We start from the raw sequence: 14,304 nt of genomic DNA on the forward strand, positions 1-14,304 counted from the left end.
CCGTTAGGCAAATCTTATTTTCAGATTGTGAGTCATTTCTGACCCCTTAGTGTATCGAAGCGTACATTCGCAAGTTCGTCAGTGTTTACACATTCTCACCATGTCGGTTAACAGCATACGAAACTTCTTCAGTTCCATTAGGTTTATTACTCCTAATGGCTTTCGGTTACCTCTTCAGGCACTTCGGAAGGTGCTCGCATATTTTACCCTGCTTTCCACATCAATCTATGCCTAGATTATGCAGTCGGGAATCTCACTGGGGTAGTTTCAGGTCGTTACTCCCTCATTCCTACCGCTCGTCTGAACAGTTATCCTGTTCTTTTTTATTAAGAATTTAATTCTTATAAGAACAGTCCTCGTTGTCGCTTAAACGTTAATATATAAACGTTTTACTTACTCGAGAACGTCTCGCACTCACCGTCACTATTATATGAGTAGTAAACAGACTCATTTAAATCTTTAACGATTTTTTTTGATAAATAAGTTGCAACACCTTCACGATACAAACTTACCGACGCATCGGTCCATTCAGCCCTAGTCCAATCCATTCCAGTATTTTGTAGCATAACATTATGATATATATGACCTATTTCGTGAGCAGCAATAACACGAAGATGATTCAAATCTGGAGATAATTTTTCTGCCGCAAAAAATATGTCTCCAATGATTTCCCTTTCTACAAATGCATTTGAACCAAATCCTCCAACGAATACATGGAATTTCATATTTACATCAAAGTTATATTTATTACGATATTCATTTGTTACCTCTTGAATAATGATTGGTAATGATTCTGCAATAATATGAATATCTTCTATTTTTGCGGGATATTGTTTAATGGCATTAGAAAGACGTTCTTTCGTTTTAGGACAATGATACTTAAAGTATTCTTCAAATATCTCTTGAATGCGAAGTAAAGTATCGATTAAGGAGTTCTAATTCTAAATCGTCACTTTCCCATAATTTCAAAAAACTTGGAATTATATTGTTAATCACTGTATTCATCTCCTTATTTAAACCTTCTCTTCTCAATGATAATATCCTCTATCTATAGCTGAAAATATGCCGTCACAACAACTCCTTGAAACAAAAAAAACAGTAGGAAGTGATTACTCTTTTCCTACTGGTTAAAATAAAATTATACGGTAAATCTTAGCTTCTTAAAAAATGTAGCGATAGTATTTTTTACAGTTTCAAAATTATAAGCAAACGTGTTATCTCCACTTAATGATGAAATACATGTTAAACCTGCAGCTTTAATAAAAGCTTTTACATCTACAAGCATAAAATTAGCCTCCATGAATTTAATTACAATCATTATAACAGGTGTTTTACGATGCTAACATGAAAGTAATAAATAAATTTCTATTATTAATTTATCCCGCTATTTGCCGGGCAGTAAGATCCCCACTTCGAAGCAAAGAAGTTAGATGGGGGTAAGGGCTGCCCGTAAAAGCCCGATTGGTAGGGCTAATAATCAGTGGGGATGAACCACCCACTGATTAAAGCTTCACTTTATTTAGCTCAAAGTACACCATTTCAATGTCATATAAAAAAGCTGCCCCAAAAGGACAGCTTTAAATATGTATATTACACTTCGATTGACTTACCGTCTTCAACAATATGATAAAGTAAGTGAGCTAAATGATGAATTGGACCATATTCTTCCTCTTCCTCATCTGTTTCACCTTGGTATTCCAGATCATTTAAGTATAGTGCTAAAAATTGATAGTATAGTTTTAAATCAAATCCATAACACGCAGTTGGTTCTTCATGATCTCCTTCATATTGTAACATTAAGTATTGATCATTTCCTTCTGCATCTTCTGCATCAAAGAATACGAAGAAGCCAACGTTTGTATCTAAATCAAATAAATGACGAGTACCTTTTTCAGTTGCTTTATTGAAGTCCTCTTCACTTAATTTATGTACTGTTGTCGCTTTAGCATTATCTTCTTGATGGAAATTTACTGTGAATGTTTTCAATGCTGACACCTCCTGATTGTATAATACTAGCATAACATATAAAAAGGACTGCTTACAAATGTAAACAGTCCTTACATTCATTTTCGCATTGCTCGTAATAAGAAGCTTACGATGAAAATTAAAATGATCGCACCGATTAAAGCTGGAATAATTGCATATCCGCCAATGACTGGACCAAAACTACCAAGTAATTTCGAACCAACCCAAGAACCGATAATACCAGCAATAATATTACCAATTACACCACCTGGTACATCCCTTCCAGTAATTAAGCTTGCAAACCATCCTAATAAACCACCAACGATTAAAGACCAAATCATATAATAACCTCCTTTATATTTAACCAATCAAAATATAATTAGAAACAATTGCTTACCATTAGTTATGTGACATTTTTCATAAGTTATTCATACTGCTCAACTATAAGATTTTTGAGAATAATACACACCGATAAACTATTTTTCGAACTAACGATTTATCCGACTTTTTATTACACACATTAAGGACAATCTGGCTTCAATATTGTTCGCATAAACTCTTCTTTAAAAGCAAGATAGTTAAAACCAACAGCAATTCTTTGAATCGGCCGATCATCAAACCTTGTTGGTTCAGCTATTTTTCTAAAGTCTGCTACACTTTGGCCCCTAGTCACATCATTTGTCGTACTAATCCACACTGCCGATTTTTTATATTCGAAAATACTATCGTTTATAAACGAGACAAACGGTAGTAAATCGTGTATGGGACTTCCACCAATACCTGGATATTCTTTTTTATAAAAATTCTCATAATAAAAATCAATCATTGGTTTAATGAGTTTCGCCTGTCCAGTTCCTTGTTTATCTATTATATTGGCCATTTCAGGCGTAATAAGCGCACCCTGTGTTACATTTAACGGGTATATAGTAGCGTTTTTCGCATATTTCATAACAATATTTGCTGCAATTGGATCACCATAAAAATTCGCTTCAGATACTGGTGTAACATTACCTGGAAATAGGAAAGCGCCGCCCATTATATAATACGAACAAATACGATCCATTATATTTGGATACAATAAAAATAACGTAGCAAGCGTCGTTAGTCTTCCTGTCGCCACAATTATAATATCTTCTGGACAAGGTTCGATTAATTTGATTAATTCACAAAAATTTTCTCGTTTACAAATTCTCATTTCAGGTGGAATAATAGGACCTAAACCATGATCCCCATGGATTTCAGGGAAAAACAAAGGTTCTTCAGCTGTCATCGGCCTACTCGCACCTTCAATAATTTTCACTTGTGTAGCATAGTACCTTTCTAAAAAATAAACATTTTCCGTAACGATATCTCGTGATACATTCCCGTACTCTGCAACAATACCTAGAATATCTAATTTACATGTTTTATTTGCATAAATTAACGCTACGGCGTCATCAATACCAAAGTCTCCAAAAAAGATGATTTTCTTATTAACTATTCTCACCCCTCTTCAGCATAATCTACTATTATTATTATGTGAAAAAGACAAGGCGGTGAAACAGTGCAAACTAAAAAAGCCGCCTATTTATTGGCGACTTCAATCTTTTTATAAGACAAATATGCTAGTACATTTTTACTTGAATCGTATTTCGGGTTATTTCCTTTTCTTGGCTCTCTCATATGTGTCTTTTCAAATCCAGGAATGTCTGGCATTTTCCCCATAAATTCAAGCATTTCTTCCTCAGTACCTTCAATGCGTACACGAATCATAATAACTATTCCTCAATTCACAGTTTCTCTGTACTAAGTATATCGTACTTCAGAAAGACTGCAACACATTTATCTTTTTAATGTTGTACTTTTTTTACATATAAACATAGCCATTTCAGTATAGAACGAATCTACTTTATTATTTTTAAGTTGAATATTAAAATATTCCTTCATTTCGTTTGGTGCTTTCATCATACATTCTGTTAATTTTTCACGCTTTTGTACAGGGACATCCATCATATTACACCACCAGTCAAAATCAAACTTCTTATCAAAAGTAAGACATGACTGCATTTGCAAACCGTTTTTTTCTAATAAAGTAAGCCATTCTGTCTTTTTTAGAGCTCGTTCATGACTTGGGTCCCGCTTCTTTTCTATAAAATTATAAAATGTATCATATTCATTATTTTCTGGCGAAACATTATCTATTAAGATGAATAATCCATTATCCTCCAACGTACGATTTACTTCATAAATAAATTGAGCCGGATTCGTAAAATGATGGGCTGCAATCCGGCATGTAATTGTATCAAAAAAATGGTCTGCAAATGGTAAATTCTCTGCATTTCCTGCTACAAAAGATACATTTTCATGACCATTCTGCTTTATAAAAACTTTTGCTTTTTCTAACATCTGTTCTGTTAAATCAAGTGTAACTACTTCTTCAAACATAGGTGCTAACATATTTGCCACATGCCCGCCACCAGTAGCAACATCAAGAAGACGATTATTATGACGAGACTCAACTTGTTGAACTACATATTGTAAATCCAGTCCTTTAGCATGTATTTTACTATTTACATATTTATCTGCATTGCTGCCAAACTGTTTTTTCACAAGCTCTTCTTTACTCATATTATCATCTTCTTTCTATTGTTATTTACATATACGACTCATATAATTACTACAATTCTCTTAATGTATTTTCAAATCCTCTTTTCATCTCACTTCTTATCATATTTACCTTTCATTAAAATAATATAATTTTTCACTTTATTATTAAACAAAAAAAAGACTATGGGAACTTCCCCCCTAACCTGAATAAATATTTACTACATTTTTATTTCTTCGTATATATCTATATAATATAAATCCTCTTTCAACTTCATAATAACATCTACTTCGTTATAAGTAGCCTCACGAGCATGTAAACCAAATTGATCCATACCAATCCATATCCACCCAGGTGTAAGATATAAAACATCTATATTAAAATAATCTAACTTAGTAAGCTCCGCTGTAATAAATTTCTCTTTATTAGCGATTTGTTTATCTATTAAACCGTATTCTTTCCCATTTTCAAATAGCGATATAAATTTCCCTACAATCGGATGTTCACGAACAATAAAATGATATTCTTTTTCCTCTATATTTACCACAATCAAACGAGAAACAGATAAATCAGGCCCTGAATTCGACATATTTGTTTATTCACCTCCTTATATAGGCTTCTTAAATATGATAACAAATGAATATTCAAATTAAATTAATATAATGTAAAAAATAAAAAAGCTGATTTCCCTTTAGAAATCAGCCTTTATAATTTGATCAACTTTATTCTTTTACAAATTATTATAATGTTTCTTTTTCCTCATCATTTCCAGAAACTAAATTTCCTATAGCATCCGCTGTTACTTCCACTACAAATTCACAAATACCAGCTACAACTTCTCCAATTATTTGATCCATCTTTTTACCCCCTTATTTTATGTAACCTATTTGCATTATAGAAGAAACTGGTAAATACAAACTATCGAAAAAGGTGACATAAACCTTACAGAATTGTAAGCTCTTTCATCCCTTTACTTATCCCCTTTGAAACTCCAAGTATTTTTAGCAGACATATAGGCCATCATAATATGAAGCAAGTAATAATCTAGTGTCAGGAGGCGTTTAATATGTATTACGTAAAATTAATTAAAGGTCAATCTTTCTACGCTTTTGATCATCGTTTCTTAGTGTCTGAAGAAGAAGAGGTTTCAGAGAAAATTTATAATTACTTACGACGTAATGAATTTTTTGAAGTACGTAAAGAAGAATATTCTGCTTAATTACAAAAAGCATTAAGAAAAATATCATCTTATTGTGATATATTCTTAATGCTTTTATGTGAATTTCTTCTTTTCAATAATTATTGTTGACTCTATTAAATAATCTAGTATTTGTCCAAACTAATTATTCACTATTTTCATATTCTAGTATATGAGGAGGTGAAGAATATGACTCATATCATTGATTACCAAGCTACTCAGCCTATAAGTAAAACTGGTGAAACAACTTTTGCAATCCCAGCTTCTCCAAATAAAGCAATTTTAGCAAATTTGAAATTGCGAATTTCAAGTAGAGATTCACGTAATAATCGAGTAGAATTAATCGCTACAATTGGTGTAGAAGGTATAACTGAGACTTCACAAGTTTTATTCCGAATTTTCCGTGATAATATTGAAATTTTTAATGCACAAGTAGGTATTGAATCTACAGATTCTGAACAATTCTACGTACAAACATTTCAAGCTATAGATCAAAACGTTAGCAGTGGAACACACGAATATTCATTAACTGTAGAAAACCTTACTAGTGGTGCAAGCGCAGAAGTTGTTGGCCCACTATCTTTTAGCGCTTTAGCTATTGGACAAGAGCGTAAATGTTGCTAAGTGAATCTAATATTTAAGTTTGTACTTGAGAAAAGCGAGGCGTAGTTATACGTTCTTGCTTTTTTATATGTACCCTTACTTTCTATTAGCTTTAATCATAAATTTTTTATGTTTTAATTCACTTATTTCATCAATTAACGCATCAAATTTTTGACAAATCAAAAAGATTGAAATCCAATTATGAAACACGTAATATAGACTCTGACTCTAAAAAAGTTCGTATAAAAATACTACATAAATAAGGAGGTTTTATATACGAGTTTTTCATTTTAAAAGACGGAGAGGTTTTATGTTATGTGGCGTAATAAAAACGTTTGGATTGTTTTAATTGGGGAGTTTATTGCAGGTCTAGGATTATGGCTTGGTATTCTTGGCAACCTTGAATTTATGCAAAAATATGTCCCTTCTGATTTCATGAAATCAGTTATATTATTTATCGGACTATTAGCCGGTGTTCTAGTTGGACCTATGGCTGGCCGTGTCATCGATCAGTATGAAAAGAAAAAAGTTCTTCTTTACGCTGGGTTTGGTCGAGTTTTAAGTGTTATTTTCATGTTTTTTGCTATTCAATTTGAAAGTATCGCATTTATGATTGCATTTATGGTTGCTCTTCAAATTTCAGCAGCATTTTATTTCCCTGCATTACAATCTGTAATTCCACTCATCGTACGTGAGCATGAGTTATTACAAATGAATGGTGTACATATGAATGTTGGTACAATCGCTCGTATTGCAGGTACTTCACTAGGTGGAATTCTTTTAGTTGTGATGAGTTTACAGTACATGTATGCCTTCTCAATGGCAGCATACGCCTTATTATTCCTCTCGACTTTCTTCCTACAATTCGAAGACAAGAAATCAACAACACCAAGTAAACAAGCTGCAAAAGATAATAGCTTTATGGAAGTATTTCGTATTTTAAAAGGAATTCCTATTGCTTTTACAGCACTTATATTAAGTATTATCCCTCTATTATTTATAGCTGGGTTTAATTTAATGGTTATTAACATTAGCGAAATGCAACATGATCCTACGATTAAAGGGTTCATATATACAATTGAAGGTGTCGCATTTATGTTAGGTGCCTTCGTAATTAAACGTCTATCTGATCATTTCAAACCTGAAAAATTACTATATTTCTTCGCAGTTTGTACTGCTTTTGCACACCTTTCATTGTTCTTTAGCGATATAAAATGGATGGCTCTTACATCATTTGGTTTGTTTGGGTTTAGCGTTGGCTGCTTCTTCCCTATTATGTCGACAATTTTCCAAACGAAAGTTGAAAAAAGTTATCACGGTCGCCTCTTCTCATTCCGTAATATGTTTGAGAGGGTTATGTTCCAAATCGTCTTACTTGGCACAGGGTTCTTCTTAGATACAATTGGGTTACAATATATGGTTCTCATCTTCGGAGTCGTTTCATTATTGATTATTTCTATTTCCCTTTCTAAGCAGAAACATTATGAAAAACAGCATTCGCAATCTGCGAATTTATAAAATAAACAAAGAAGTATGGATATAATATTGAATCCATACTTCTTTGTTTTATAATACGCCTATTTATTACGTTTATTGAAATTATCTAAAGGAGTAGCCCTCTTTTATTTCGAATAGATTATAAAGAGTACTCTTTATAAAAGGAGTGGTAAAATGTCTGATGGCATCCAAGTATTTATTGTCCTGCTCTTTGCAATTGCTCTGTTTAGCATCCTAAACTTTTTAGCCATTTCCTTATCTGGACATAGTTTTAAAAAAAGAATCGTGGCAGGTTTCATATTTTTACTACTGACTCCCATTATCTTTTTGACTATCGCAACATTTGCTTCTATATTCGATAAAGCAGGATTTGGCGCAGGTACGTTAGCCTTTATGATCGCAAGCGTATATATAATAAATGGAATAGTGCTTCTGCTTTCCTCTTTATATATCCTCAAAAAAGACATAACATAGGCTATAGTACTAGCATGAATCTGACTTTACACTAGATTCATGCTTATTTAATTTCTCCTAAATTTTTATATGAAATTAAATAATTCTTTAAAAAAATTTAAACTTTATTTATTATAATATCCCTATCGTATTCGCACGTTTATTCAAATTTAAAAGAAAGGAGCACAAAATGAAAAAGGTTCTACTTACAATTCCTATACTAATCATCCTACTTAGTGGATGCAGCAATAACGATATATACGGTTCTTGGGAAGTCGTTGACAATAAAAATGGTGAATGCCCTGTATATTATAAATTTGAAACAGTTGTCAAAAAAGAAAATAAAGAGGAAATTGTGCAAAATTTAGTAGAAATGCAAACCACAAAGAATAAAGACGATTTATATAAAGGCTCATTTGTCAAAAATTCTAATGTATATCACATTGATTATGGTAATTCATTTACATCAGAGCAAACTTTAAAAGTTGCCGACGGTACATTAAATGTATACTTTTTGACAGCTGAAAAATTATGCACGTATAAAAAGAAATGATTACATTTCAGAGGAAACGCAGAAAATATTTTCTGCGTTATTTCACTTTAGAAATCTTCCACAAATACTTAATAAAAACTATAAAATAACTTAAGTTATATAAAATGAATCCTATAATAGACATTTCAATTAACACGTCTACGTTATTTACATCGATACTTTTCAAAATAGGCTAATCCTTCCTCTAAATTTGTCAATCGTTTTAATTTTCATAAAAAAATGATAAAATATAAACATGTGTTTTCAGAATAATTAAAAACGCAGAATGAAAGCACTGTTTTAGGAGGGGTTTTGATGACTTACACGTTAGCAACTAGAATGAAAGCATTCCAATCTTCTATATTTAGTGAATTAGGAGCCTATAAAAAAGAAAAAATTGCAGCAGGTCATAACATGATTGATTTGAGCATCGGAAATCCTGATATGCCGCCCGCTGATTTTGTAAGAGAAACAATGGTACATACAGCGAGTGAGAAAGAGAGCTACGGGTATACATTATCAGGTATTCAAGAATTTCACGAAGCTGTAACTGAATATTACAACAACACTCATAACGTTTTATTAAATGCGGATAAAGAAGTTTTATTATTAATGGGTTCACAAGACGGGCTCGTTCATTTACCTATGGTTTATGCAAATCCAGGTGATATTATATTAGTTCCTGATCCAGGATATACAGCTTATGAAACAGGTATTCAAATGGCTGGTGCAACATCTTACTACATGCCTTTAAAGAAAGAGAATGATTTCTTACCAGACTTAGGAGTCATCCCTGAAGAAATTGCCGATCAAGCGAAGATGATGATTTTAAACTTCCCAGGGAATCCCGTTCCAGCAATGGCTCATGAAGATTTCTTTAAAGAAGTAATCGCATTCGCGAAAAAGCATAATATTATCGTTGTCCATGATTTTGCTTATGCTGAATTTTATTTCGATGGTAATAAGCCAATTAGCTTCCTCTCTGTACATGGTGCTAAAGAAGTTGGTGTAGAAATCAATTCTTTGTCAAAAAGTTATAGTTTAGCAGGTAGCCGTATTGGATATATGATTGGAAACGAAGAAATTGTTCGTGCACTTACTCAATTTAAATCTAATACCGATTACGGTGTATTTTTACCAATTCAAAAAGCGGCATCTGCAGCACTAAGAAATGGCGCTGTATTTTGTGAGAAAAACCGCGATATTTATCAAGAACGGAGAGATACTTTAGTCGATGGATTCCGAACATTTGGCTGGAATGTCGATAAGCCAGCTGGTAGTATGTTTGTCTGGGCTGAAATTCCACAAGGATGGACTTCTCTAGACTTCGCTTATGCATTAATGGATCGTGCGAATGTCGTTGTTACACCTGGTCATGCATTTGGACCTCATGGAGAAGGCTTCGTACGTATTGCACTCGTTCAAGATAAAGAAGTGTTGCAACAAGTTGTTGAAAACATTAGAAATAGCGGCATTTTCACTCTTGAAAAAGTAAATGAATTAGTTAAAAATTAGTTCCCACTCCCCTGCTTAAATTTAGCAGGGGTATTATTAATTGGAGGTACTTTCATATGCATATTAAAGACACTCTTCCCCATCGTTATCCATTTTTAATGACTGATAAAGTAACAAATGTAAAACAAGGTGAATCCGTTACAGGATATAAACTCATTACAAATAACGAATGGTTTATAAATGATAATCAAAAACATATGCCTCATATGTTAATTGTAGAAGCACTTGCTCAGCTTAGTGCATTTGTACATACAAGTGATTCTGAAGGACTAGGATTCCTCTCCTCTTTAGATGGAGTTGAATTCCAAGGAAAAGCATATCCCGGTGATAAACTTGATTTACATTATGAACTAACGCGCAATCGCCGAGGTTTTGTTCTTGGTAAAGGTATTGCAACTGTAAACGACCAGCCTATTGTAACTATAGAAAAACTATTAATATATCAAGCAGATTAAATTGTTCCTTATATCAGTTGGGAATATCTATTCTCAACCAATTAAAAATAAATAGGAAAACATATTACGTAGTTAGGAGCAGGAAAATGGAACGCACTATCGGTATCGATGCTGGAGGCACATTAACGAAAATAGCTTATTTTAACGAAAAAAGGCTATTAACTTTTGAAAAATTTTATTCGCATGAACAACATAAAATAATAGATTGGATTAAAAACAACAATGGCATAAAACAAATATGTATTACGGGTGGTAAATCGAAACTATTACAGCAACTGCTTACAAGTTCATATAAAATAATAGAGCTAAACGAATTTGAAGCTACTCTTGCAGGTGTCCAATACATATTAAAAGAAGAAAAACATGCTATACGCAATTTTATTTTAACCAATATCGGTACAGGTACTTCTATCCATTACGTTTATAATGAACAATATATTCGCGCTGGTGGAACCGGAGTTGGCGGTGGGACTATTATGGGACTTTCAAAATTGTTAACAAATATAGATCATTTTGAAGATGTAATCCCTCTAACAAAAGTAGGATCTAGAAAAGAACTAGATATTACGGTTGGAGATATTTATGGTGGTATTCTTTCCCCTATCGATAATAACTTAACTGCTAGTAACTTCGGAAAAGCAGCCATTACAGAATCAAATAATAGTAGCTCCGATATACTAGCTACTGTACAAGGACTTGTCGGTGAAGTCGTTACTGCATTAAGCCTTCAATTCGCTGAAACAAAAAACATTGAACATATTATTTATATTGGTTCGACTTTATGTAATAACGTACAACTTCAACATATTATTAGTAGCTACACCGAATATCAAAATAAAACACCAATCTTTTTACAAGATGGTGGTAATAGCGGTGCAATTGGTGCATTACTTCATGCTACGAAATAAAAAGCTGACTTTTGTCAGCTTTTTAGAAATGGCACTTCAAATTCAATAATTGATTCCCCGTTCTCTCCAATTCGCTCCACGCTTATTCTATCAATCACACAATTTAACTTCCCATGAAAACTAGGAATCTCCTTCACTACTTCAGCAGCTAACGCGACACTTTCTTTTCTTCCAACTGTTACATGCGGGATGTACGGAATGTCTTCTTTCAAAAATTGTAATAAAGGTCCTGTATTCTATGATAAGAAATTTTGTATACTAACTCCATCTTCTCCCCTCCATTATTTCAACTGGCTCACTGGATATTTAGCAAATAAAGATTTCCGAAAATCTTTATCTTCCACAAGCATTTTAATTTTTTCATTATTATCGTTAAGAAACTTTACTACTTTCTTTTTATCCCATATATCATCTTCTTTTGGAAAATCATCAAATTTTCCATGCAAGATTGATAGGATTTCCTCCCTTTTCATCATAAATTTTATATTCTCTACCTGAAACTCGTAACTGTTTGCATTTGGCACTAAAACTACAAGATAAATAATGTTAAAGAGAAAATTCTTCTTCATCGTATCTTTCTCATCAAACCAATACGTCTCAATCATTTCTTCTGTAAGAGCCCCACTCTCTTTTGCGCCATAGTTCACTTTTATATTTTCATTTTCTAAACTTATACTTTGAACTGTTCCACCACCGGGTAAATGATTAATAATTGCAACCACATCTGAATTATTACCAACGTATGTCCCAGTATATTTCTTAAAATCATCTGAACTAACATCATATATATCTTTTATTCTTTCTCCATTAGAACAAGCCGTAATAAATAAAAAAATTGTTAGCATAACGATTATGTTATGATGCATATATTTCATTTAGCATCCCCCATTTTTATCGATATTTCGTTAATTACAATATTTACTTTCAAATCCCTTTTTAAATATACGCATTTTAATCAAAATTAAAAATTTTCATTTTTTATGTTTACAATTATCCATTAATTGTATATACTTACTAACGTAAGAAAAAAATTCTAAAAGGAGGTCGAAGGAAATGATGAAATTACAATTACATGCATTAACTTTAGCGTTAACTGCACCTGTGTTTTCTGGACAATTAAATATGAATTCGACCACCCTAATGGAGAATTGAAAATCGTACTTTATTTCATTTAATTCATAAATTCGCCACAGGAGGTCGTATACTTTCCTGTGGCTTTTTCACGCCCAGCCATAGGAGAACTGTATCTTCCTGTGGTTTTTTTGCGCGGTTTTTTAGTCTCTTACATTATTTTTCTAAGAAAGGAGCAACATTCAATGACTATTAGCGTATTGTTTTTAAGTATTACGATTCAAAGAAATACAATTTCCAAAGGGGAAATTCTTCATAATGAGCAAATTGAAAAAGCTATGAATGATGTTAAGGAGCGCCAAGCACTTTACTGTGATCACCTGTAATTCCTTTTCGAAAGGAGGAATTCATTTATGACTTTTCATATTTTCTTTTTTACGACTGTGCTTCAAAAAAATACTTTATCTGAAACTGAAATCAATCGTAAACAACAGTTAAAACAACTGACTGATAAAATAACTGACATTAAAAGTTCATACTACACTCAAATGTATTAAAAATATATTTTAAAGGGGCAATATATTCATGAAATTTAAAGCATTCTTTTTAACAATCACCATTCAAAAACGTAAGCTTTCACAGAAAGAGATTTTACGTGAGCAACACATCCAAAGCATTATGGACGAAGTAAAAGAGCGCCAATCTTCTTATTACACTCGTCTTTTCTAAATCACTTATAAAGGGGTCATAAATCTAATGAAATTTAAAGCATTCTTTTTAACTATCACTATTCAAAAACGTAAACTTTCACAGAAAGAGATTTTACGTGAGCAACACATTCAAAACATTATGGACGAAGTAAAAGAGCGCCAATCTTCTTATTACACTCGTCTTTTCTAAATCACTTATAAAGGGGTCATTATCCAATGAAATTTAAAGTATTCTTTTTAACCATTACCATTCAAAAAAATACATTTTCCGAGTCTGAAATGTTTCATGAGCGACAAATTAATCAGGCTATGGATCATGTAAAAGAAAGACAAAGTCATTACTGTAGTCATCTGTAATTTCTTATTACACTCGTTTTTTCTAAATCACTTATAAAGGGGCAATTATCTAATGAAATTTAAAGTATTCTTTTTAACCATTACCATTCAAAAAAATAAATTTTCTGAGTCTGAAATGTTTCATGAACGACAAATTAATCAGGCTATAGATCATGTAAAAGAAAGACAAAGTCATTACTGTAGTCATCTGTAATTCCAATTCGAAAGGAGGAATTCACATATGAAGTTTCACCTTTTCTTTTTAACGATTACAATTCAAAAAGAAACAATATCTCAAAATGAATTAAAACAAGAAAGACAATATAAACAAGTTATTGATGAAATTCGAGATCGTAGAAGCAAATACTACACTCACCTTTAATCGTTTAACTATATAGAATTGAAAGGAGTCGATTATGATGTTGATAGCACGCTGTAAGGAAATGATTTGGATAGTTCAGAGGGATTCCACATAGT

General features: G+C 32.4%; 23 protein-coding genes and 2 pseudogenes. 15 read left to right on the plus strand and 10 right to left on the minus strand.

Features of this window, described 5'->3' with window-relative positions; genetic code table 11:
- Positions 1 to 413 precede the first annotated feature (413 nt).
- From ATL10_RS31865 to ATL10_RS12350, 8 genes and pseudogenes are all read right to left on the minus strand, one after another.
- Positions 414 to 1,005 (minus strand): annotated as a pseudogene (locus ATL10_RS31865) (aminopeptidase); the annotation flags it as partial.
- A 133-nt stretch (positions 1,006 to 1,138) separates the two neighbouring features.
- Complete coding sequence (locus ATL10_RS12320; RefSeq protein ID WP_000959548.1) at positions 1,139 to 1,285, minus strand: hypothetical protein; 147 nt, start codon at positions 1,283 to 1,285, stop codon at positions 1,139 to 1,141.
- 305 nt (positions 1,286 to 1,590) lie between these two features.
- A complete protein-coding gene (locus ATL10_RS12325; protein ID WP_025118014.1) occupies positions 1,591 to 1,986 on the minus strand; it encodes a hypothetical protein in 396 nt (131 codons plus the stop codon).
- A gap of 77 nt (positions 1,987 to 2,063) precedes the next feature.
- Positions 2,064 to 2,306: a GlsB/YeaQ/YmgE family stress response membrane protein gene (locus ATL10_RS12330; protein ID WP_025118015.1), complete on the minus strand. Its 243-nt coding sequence runs from the start codon at positions 2,304 to 2,306 to the stop codon at positions 2,064 to 2,066.
- A 179-nt stretch (positions 2,307 to 2,485) separates the two neighbouring features.
- Entirely contained in the window at positions 2,486 to 3,451 is a 966-nt protein-coding gene (locus tag ATL10_RS12335; RefSeq protein ID WP_100910188.1) for a nucleoside hydrolase, read from the minus strand.
- Between the two features lie 77 nt (positions 3,452 to 3,528).
- Positions 3,529 to 3,717, minus strand: a complete 189-nt coding sequence (locus ATL10_RS12340) for a DUF3970 family protein (protein WP_000621885.1) — start codon at positions 3,715 to 3,717, stop codon at positions 3,529 to 3,531.
- A 69-nt stretch (positions 3,718 to 3,786) separates the two neighbouring features.
- On the minus strand, positions 3,787 to 4,572 hold the full coding sequence (locus tag ATL10_RS12345) for a class I SAM-dependent methyltransferase (RefSeq protein WP_090977764.1): 786 nt from the start codon (positions 4,570 to 4,572) through the stop codon (positions 3,787 to 3,789).
- A 197-nt stretch (positions 4,573 to 4,769) separates the two neighbouring features.
- Positions 4,770 to 5,138 (minus strand): hypothetical protein, encoded by a 369-nt coding sequence (locus ATL10_RS12350; protein ID WP_110496959.1) that lies wholly within the window; start codon positions 5,136 to 5,138, stop codon positions 4,770 to 4,772.
- A gap of 477 nt (positions 5,139 to 5,615) precedes the next feature.
- On the opposite strand from ATL10_RS12350, the gene ATL10_RS12360 reads away from it, so the two are divergent.
- The 8 genes from ATL10_RS12360 (at position 5,616) to coaW (ending at position 11,710) form a co-directional block, all read left to right on the plus strand.
- On the plus strand, positions 5,616 to 5,768 hold the full coding sequence (locus tag ATL10_RS12360; protein WP_000291905.1) for a YqbF domain-containing protein: 153 nt from the start codon (positions 5,616 to 5,618) through the stop codon (positions 5,766 to 5,768).
- Positions 5,769 to 5,936: 168 nt separating this feature from the next.
- The gene (gene exsC / locus ATL10_RS12365; protein ID WP_000148797.1) at positions 5,937 to 6,371 is read left to right on the plus strand and encodes an exosporium protein ExsC; all 435 of its coding nucleotides are present in this window, start codon (positions 5,937 to 5,939) and stop codon (positions 6,369 to 6,371) included.
- Between the two features lie 294 nt (positions 6,372 to 6,665).
- Positions 6,666 to 7,868, plus strand: coding sequence for an MFS transporter (locus ATL10_RS12370; RefSeq protein ID WP_000269261.1), 1,203 nt, complete (start codon positions 6,666 to 6,668; stop codon positions 7,866 to 7,868).
- A gap of 153 nt (positions 7,869 to 8,021) precedes the next feature.
- On the plus strand, positions 8,022 to 8,321 hold the full coding sequence (locus ATL10_RS12375; RefSeq protein WP_001279472.1) for a hypothetical protein: 300 nt from the start codon (positions 8,022 to 8,024) through the stop codon (positions 8,319 to 8,321).
- A gap of 169 nt (positions 8,322 to 8,490) precedes the next feature.
- Positions 8,491 to 8,853, plus strand: coding sequence for a hypothetical protein (locus tag ATL10_RS12380; RefSeq protein WP_000757024.1), 363 nt, complete (start codon positions 8,491 to 8,493; stop codon positions 8,851 to 8,853).
- A 294-nt stretch (positions 8,854 to 9,147) separates the two neighbouring features.
- Positions 9,148 to 10,347 carry an LL-diaminopimelate aminotransferase gene (locus ATL10_RS12385; RefSeq protein ID WP_000222704.1) on the plus strand — a complete coding sequence of 400 codons (1,200 nt, stop codon included), beginning with the start codon at positions 9,148 to 9,150 and terminating at the stop codon, positions 10,345 to 10,347.
- Positions 10,348 to 10,403: 56 nt separating this feature from the next.
- On the plus strand, positions 10,404 to 10,802 hold the full coding sequence (locus tag ATL10_RS12390) for a 3-hydroxyacyl-ACP dehydratase FabZ family protein (RefSeq protein WP_000547673.1): 399 nt from the start codon (positions 10,404 to 10,406) through the stop codon (positions 10,800 to 10,802).
- Positions 10,803 to 10,888: 86 nt separating this feature from the next.
- The gene (gene coaW, locus ATL10_RS12395; RefSeq protein ID WP_090977761.1) at positions 10,889 to 11,710 is read left to right on the plus strand and encodes a type II pantothenate kinase; all 822 of its coding nucleotides are present in this window, start codon (positions 10,889 to 10,891) and stop codon (positions 11,708 to 11,710) included.
- Between the two features lie 14 nt (positions 11,711 to 11,724).
- Here coaW and ATL10_RS12400 read toward each other — a convergent pair.
- Both ATL10_RS12400 and ATL10_RS12405 read right to left on the minus strand, forming a co-directional pair.
- Positions 11,725 to 11,943, minus strand: a pseudogene (locus ATL10_RS12400) (2'-5' RNA ligase family protein); the annotation flags it as partial.
- 48 nt (positions 11,944 to 11,991) lie between these two features.
- Positions 11,992 to 12,585, minus strand: a complete 594-nt coding sequence (locus ATL10_RS12405; RefSeq protein WP_086409237.1) for a DUF4825 domain-containing protein — start codon at positions 12,583 to 12,585, stop codon at positions 11,992 to 11,994.
- Positions 12,586 to 13,026: 441 nt separating this feature from the next.
- On the opposite strand from ATL10_RS12405, the gene ATL10_RS12415 reads away from it, so the two are divergent.
- From ATL10_RS12415 to ATL10_RS12445, 7 genes are read left to right on the plus strand one after another with little or no spacing between them, the layout of a single operon-like run.
- Positions 13,027 to 13,167, plus strand: coding sequence for a YrzI family small protein (locus ATL10_RS12415; RefSeq protein ID WP_000156197.1), 141 nt, complete (start codon positions 13,027 to 13,029; stop codon positions 13,165 to 13,167).
- 27 nt (positions 13,168 to 13,194) lie between these two features.
- Entirely contained in the window at positions 13,195 to 13,338 is a 144-nt protein-coding gene (locus tag ATL10_RS12420; protein WP_000142729.1) for a YrzI family small protein, read from the plus strand.
- Positions 13,339 to 13,366: 28 nt separating this feature from the next.
- Positions 13,367 to 13,510, plus strand: coding sequence for a YrzI family small protein (locus ATL10_RS12425; protein WP_000668965.1), 144 nt, complete (start codon positions 13,367 to 13,369; stop codon positions 13,508 to 13,510).
- Between the two features lie 27 nt (positions 13,511 to 13,537).
- Positions 13,538 to 13,681 carry a YrzI family small protein gene (locus ATL10_RS12430; RefSeq protein ID WP_000668963.1) on the plus strand — a complete coding sequence of 48 codons (144 nt, stop codon included), beginning with the start codon at positions 13,538 to 13,540 and terminating at the stop codon, positions 13,679 to 13,681.
- A gap of 26 nt (positions 13,682 to 13,707) precedes the next feature.
- On the plus strand, positions 13,708 to 13,848 hold the full coding sequence (locus tag ATL10_RS12435; protein ID WP_063547616.1) for a YrzI family small protein: 141 nt from the start codon (positions 13,708 to 13,710) through the stop codon (positions 13,846 to 13,848).
- A 52-nt stretch (positions 13,849 to 13,900) separates the two neighbouring features.
- Positions 13,901 to 14,041 (plus strand): YrzI family small protein, encoded by a 141-nt coding sequence (locus ATL10_RS12440; protein WP_000669802.1) that lies wholly within the window; start codon positions 13,901 to 13,903, stop codon positions 14,039 to 14,041.
- Positions 14,042 to 14,068: 27 nt separating this feature from the next.
- A complete protein-coding gene (locus ATL10_RS12445; protein WP_000668497.1) occupies positions 14,069 to 14,209 on the plus strand; it encodes a YrzI family small protein in 141 nt (46 codons plus the stop codon).
- Positions 14,210 to 14,304: the final 95 nt, after the last annotated feature.

This window comes from Bacillus sp. 196mf, assembly GCF_003217275.1.
Taxonomy (GTDB): Bacteria; Bacillota; Bacilli; order Bacillales; family Bacillaceae_G; genus Bacillus_A; species Bacillus_A thuringiensis_S.

What these genes read in the sequence shown, in the direction of transcription:
- ATL10_RS12405 (WP_086409237.1), bottom strand. Translation starts at nt 12,585, where the DNA reads ATGAAATATATGCATCATAACATAATCGTTATGCTAACAATTTTTTTA.
- ATL10_RS12360 (WP_000291905.1), top strand. Translation starts at nt 5,616, where the DNA reads ATGTATTACGTAAAATTAATTAAAGGTCAATCTTTCTACGCTTTTGAT.
- ATL10_RS12330 (WP_025118015.1), bottom strand. Translation starts at nt 2,306, where the DNA reads ATGATTTGGTCTTTAATCGTTGGTGGTTTATTAGGATGGTTTGCAAGC.
- ATL10_RS12445 (WP_000668497.1), top strand. Translation starts at nt 14,069, where the DNA reads ATGAAGTTTCACCTTTTCTTTTTAACGATTACAATTCAAAAAGAAACA.
- ATL10_RS12375 (WP_001279472.1), top strand. Translation starts at nt 8,022, where the DNA reads ATGTCTGATGGCATCCAAGTATTTATTGTCCTGCTCTTTGCAATTGCT.
- ATL10_RS12350 (WP_110496959.1), bottom strand. Translation starts at nt 5,138, where the DNA reads ATGTCGAATTCAGGGCCTGATTTATCTGTTTCTCGTTTGATTGTGGTA.
- ATL10_RS12430 (WP_000668963.1), top strand. Translation starts at nt 13,538, where the DNA reads ATGAAATTTAAAGCATTCTTTTTAACTATCACTATTCAAAAACGTAAA.
- ATL10_RS12415 (WP_000156197.1), top strand. Translation starts at nt 13,027, where the DNA reads ATGACTATTAGCGTATTGTTTTTAAGTATTACGATTCAAAGAAATACA.
- ATL10_RS12340 (WP_000621885.1), bottom strand. Translation starts at nt 3,717, where the DNA reads ATGATTCGTGTACGCATTGAAGGTACTGAGGAAGAAATGCTTGAATTT.
- ATL10_RS12380 (WP_000757024.1), top strand. Translation starts at nt 8,491, where the DNA reads ATGAAAAAGGTTCTACTTACAATTCCTATACTAATCATCCTACTTAGT.
- ATL10_RS12320 (WP_000959548.1), bottom strand. Translation starts at nt 1,285, where the DNA reads ATGCTTGTAGATGTAAAAGCTTTTATTAAAGCTGCAGGTTTAACATGT.
- ATL10_RS12435 (WP_063547616.1), top strand. Translation starts at nt 13,708, where the DNA reads ATGAAATTTAAAGTATTCTTTTTAACCATTACCATTCAAAAAAATACA.
- exsC (WP_000148797.1), top strand. Translation starts at nt 5,937, where the DNA reads ATGACTCATATCATTGATTACCAAGCTACTCAGCCTATAAGTAAAACT.
- coaW (WP_090977761.1), top strand. Translation starts at nt 10,889, where the DNA reads ATGGAACGCACTATCGGTATCGATGCTGGAGGCACATTAACGAAAATA.
- ATL10_RS12370 (WP_000269261.1), top strand. Translation starts at nt 6,666, where the DNA reads ATGTGGCGTAATAAAAACGTTTGGATTGTTTTAATTGGGGAGTTTATT.
- ATL10_RS12440 (WP_000669802.1), top strand. Translation starts at nt 13,901, where the DNA reads ATGAAATTTAAAGTATTCTTTTTAACCATTACCATTCAAAAAAATAAA.
- ATL10_RS12385 (WP_000222704.1), top strand. Translation starts at nt 9,148, where the DNA reads ATGACTTACACGTTAGCAACTAGAATGAAAGCATTCCAATCTTCTATA.
- ATL10_RS12420 (WP_000142729.1), top strand. Translation starts at nt 13,195, where the DNA reads ATGACTTTTCATATTTTCTTTTTTACGACTGTGCTTCAAAAAAATACT.
- ATL10_RS12390 (WP_000547673.1), top strand. Translation starts at nt 10,404, where the DNA reads ATGCATATTAAAGACACTCTTCCCCATCGTTATCCATTTTTAATGACT.
- ATL10_RS12425 (WP_000668965.1), top strand. Translation starts at nt 13,367, where the DNA reads ATGAAATTTAAAGCATTCTTTTTAACAATCACCATTCAAAAACGTAAG.
- ATL10_RS12345 (WP_090977764.1), bottom strand. Translation starts at nt 4,572, where the DNA reads ATGAGTAAAGAAGAGCTTGTGAAAAAACAGTTTGGCAGCAATGCAGAT.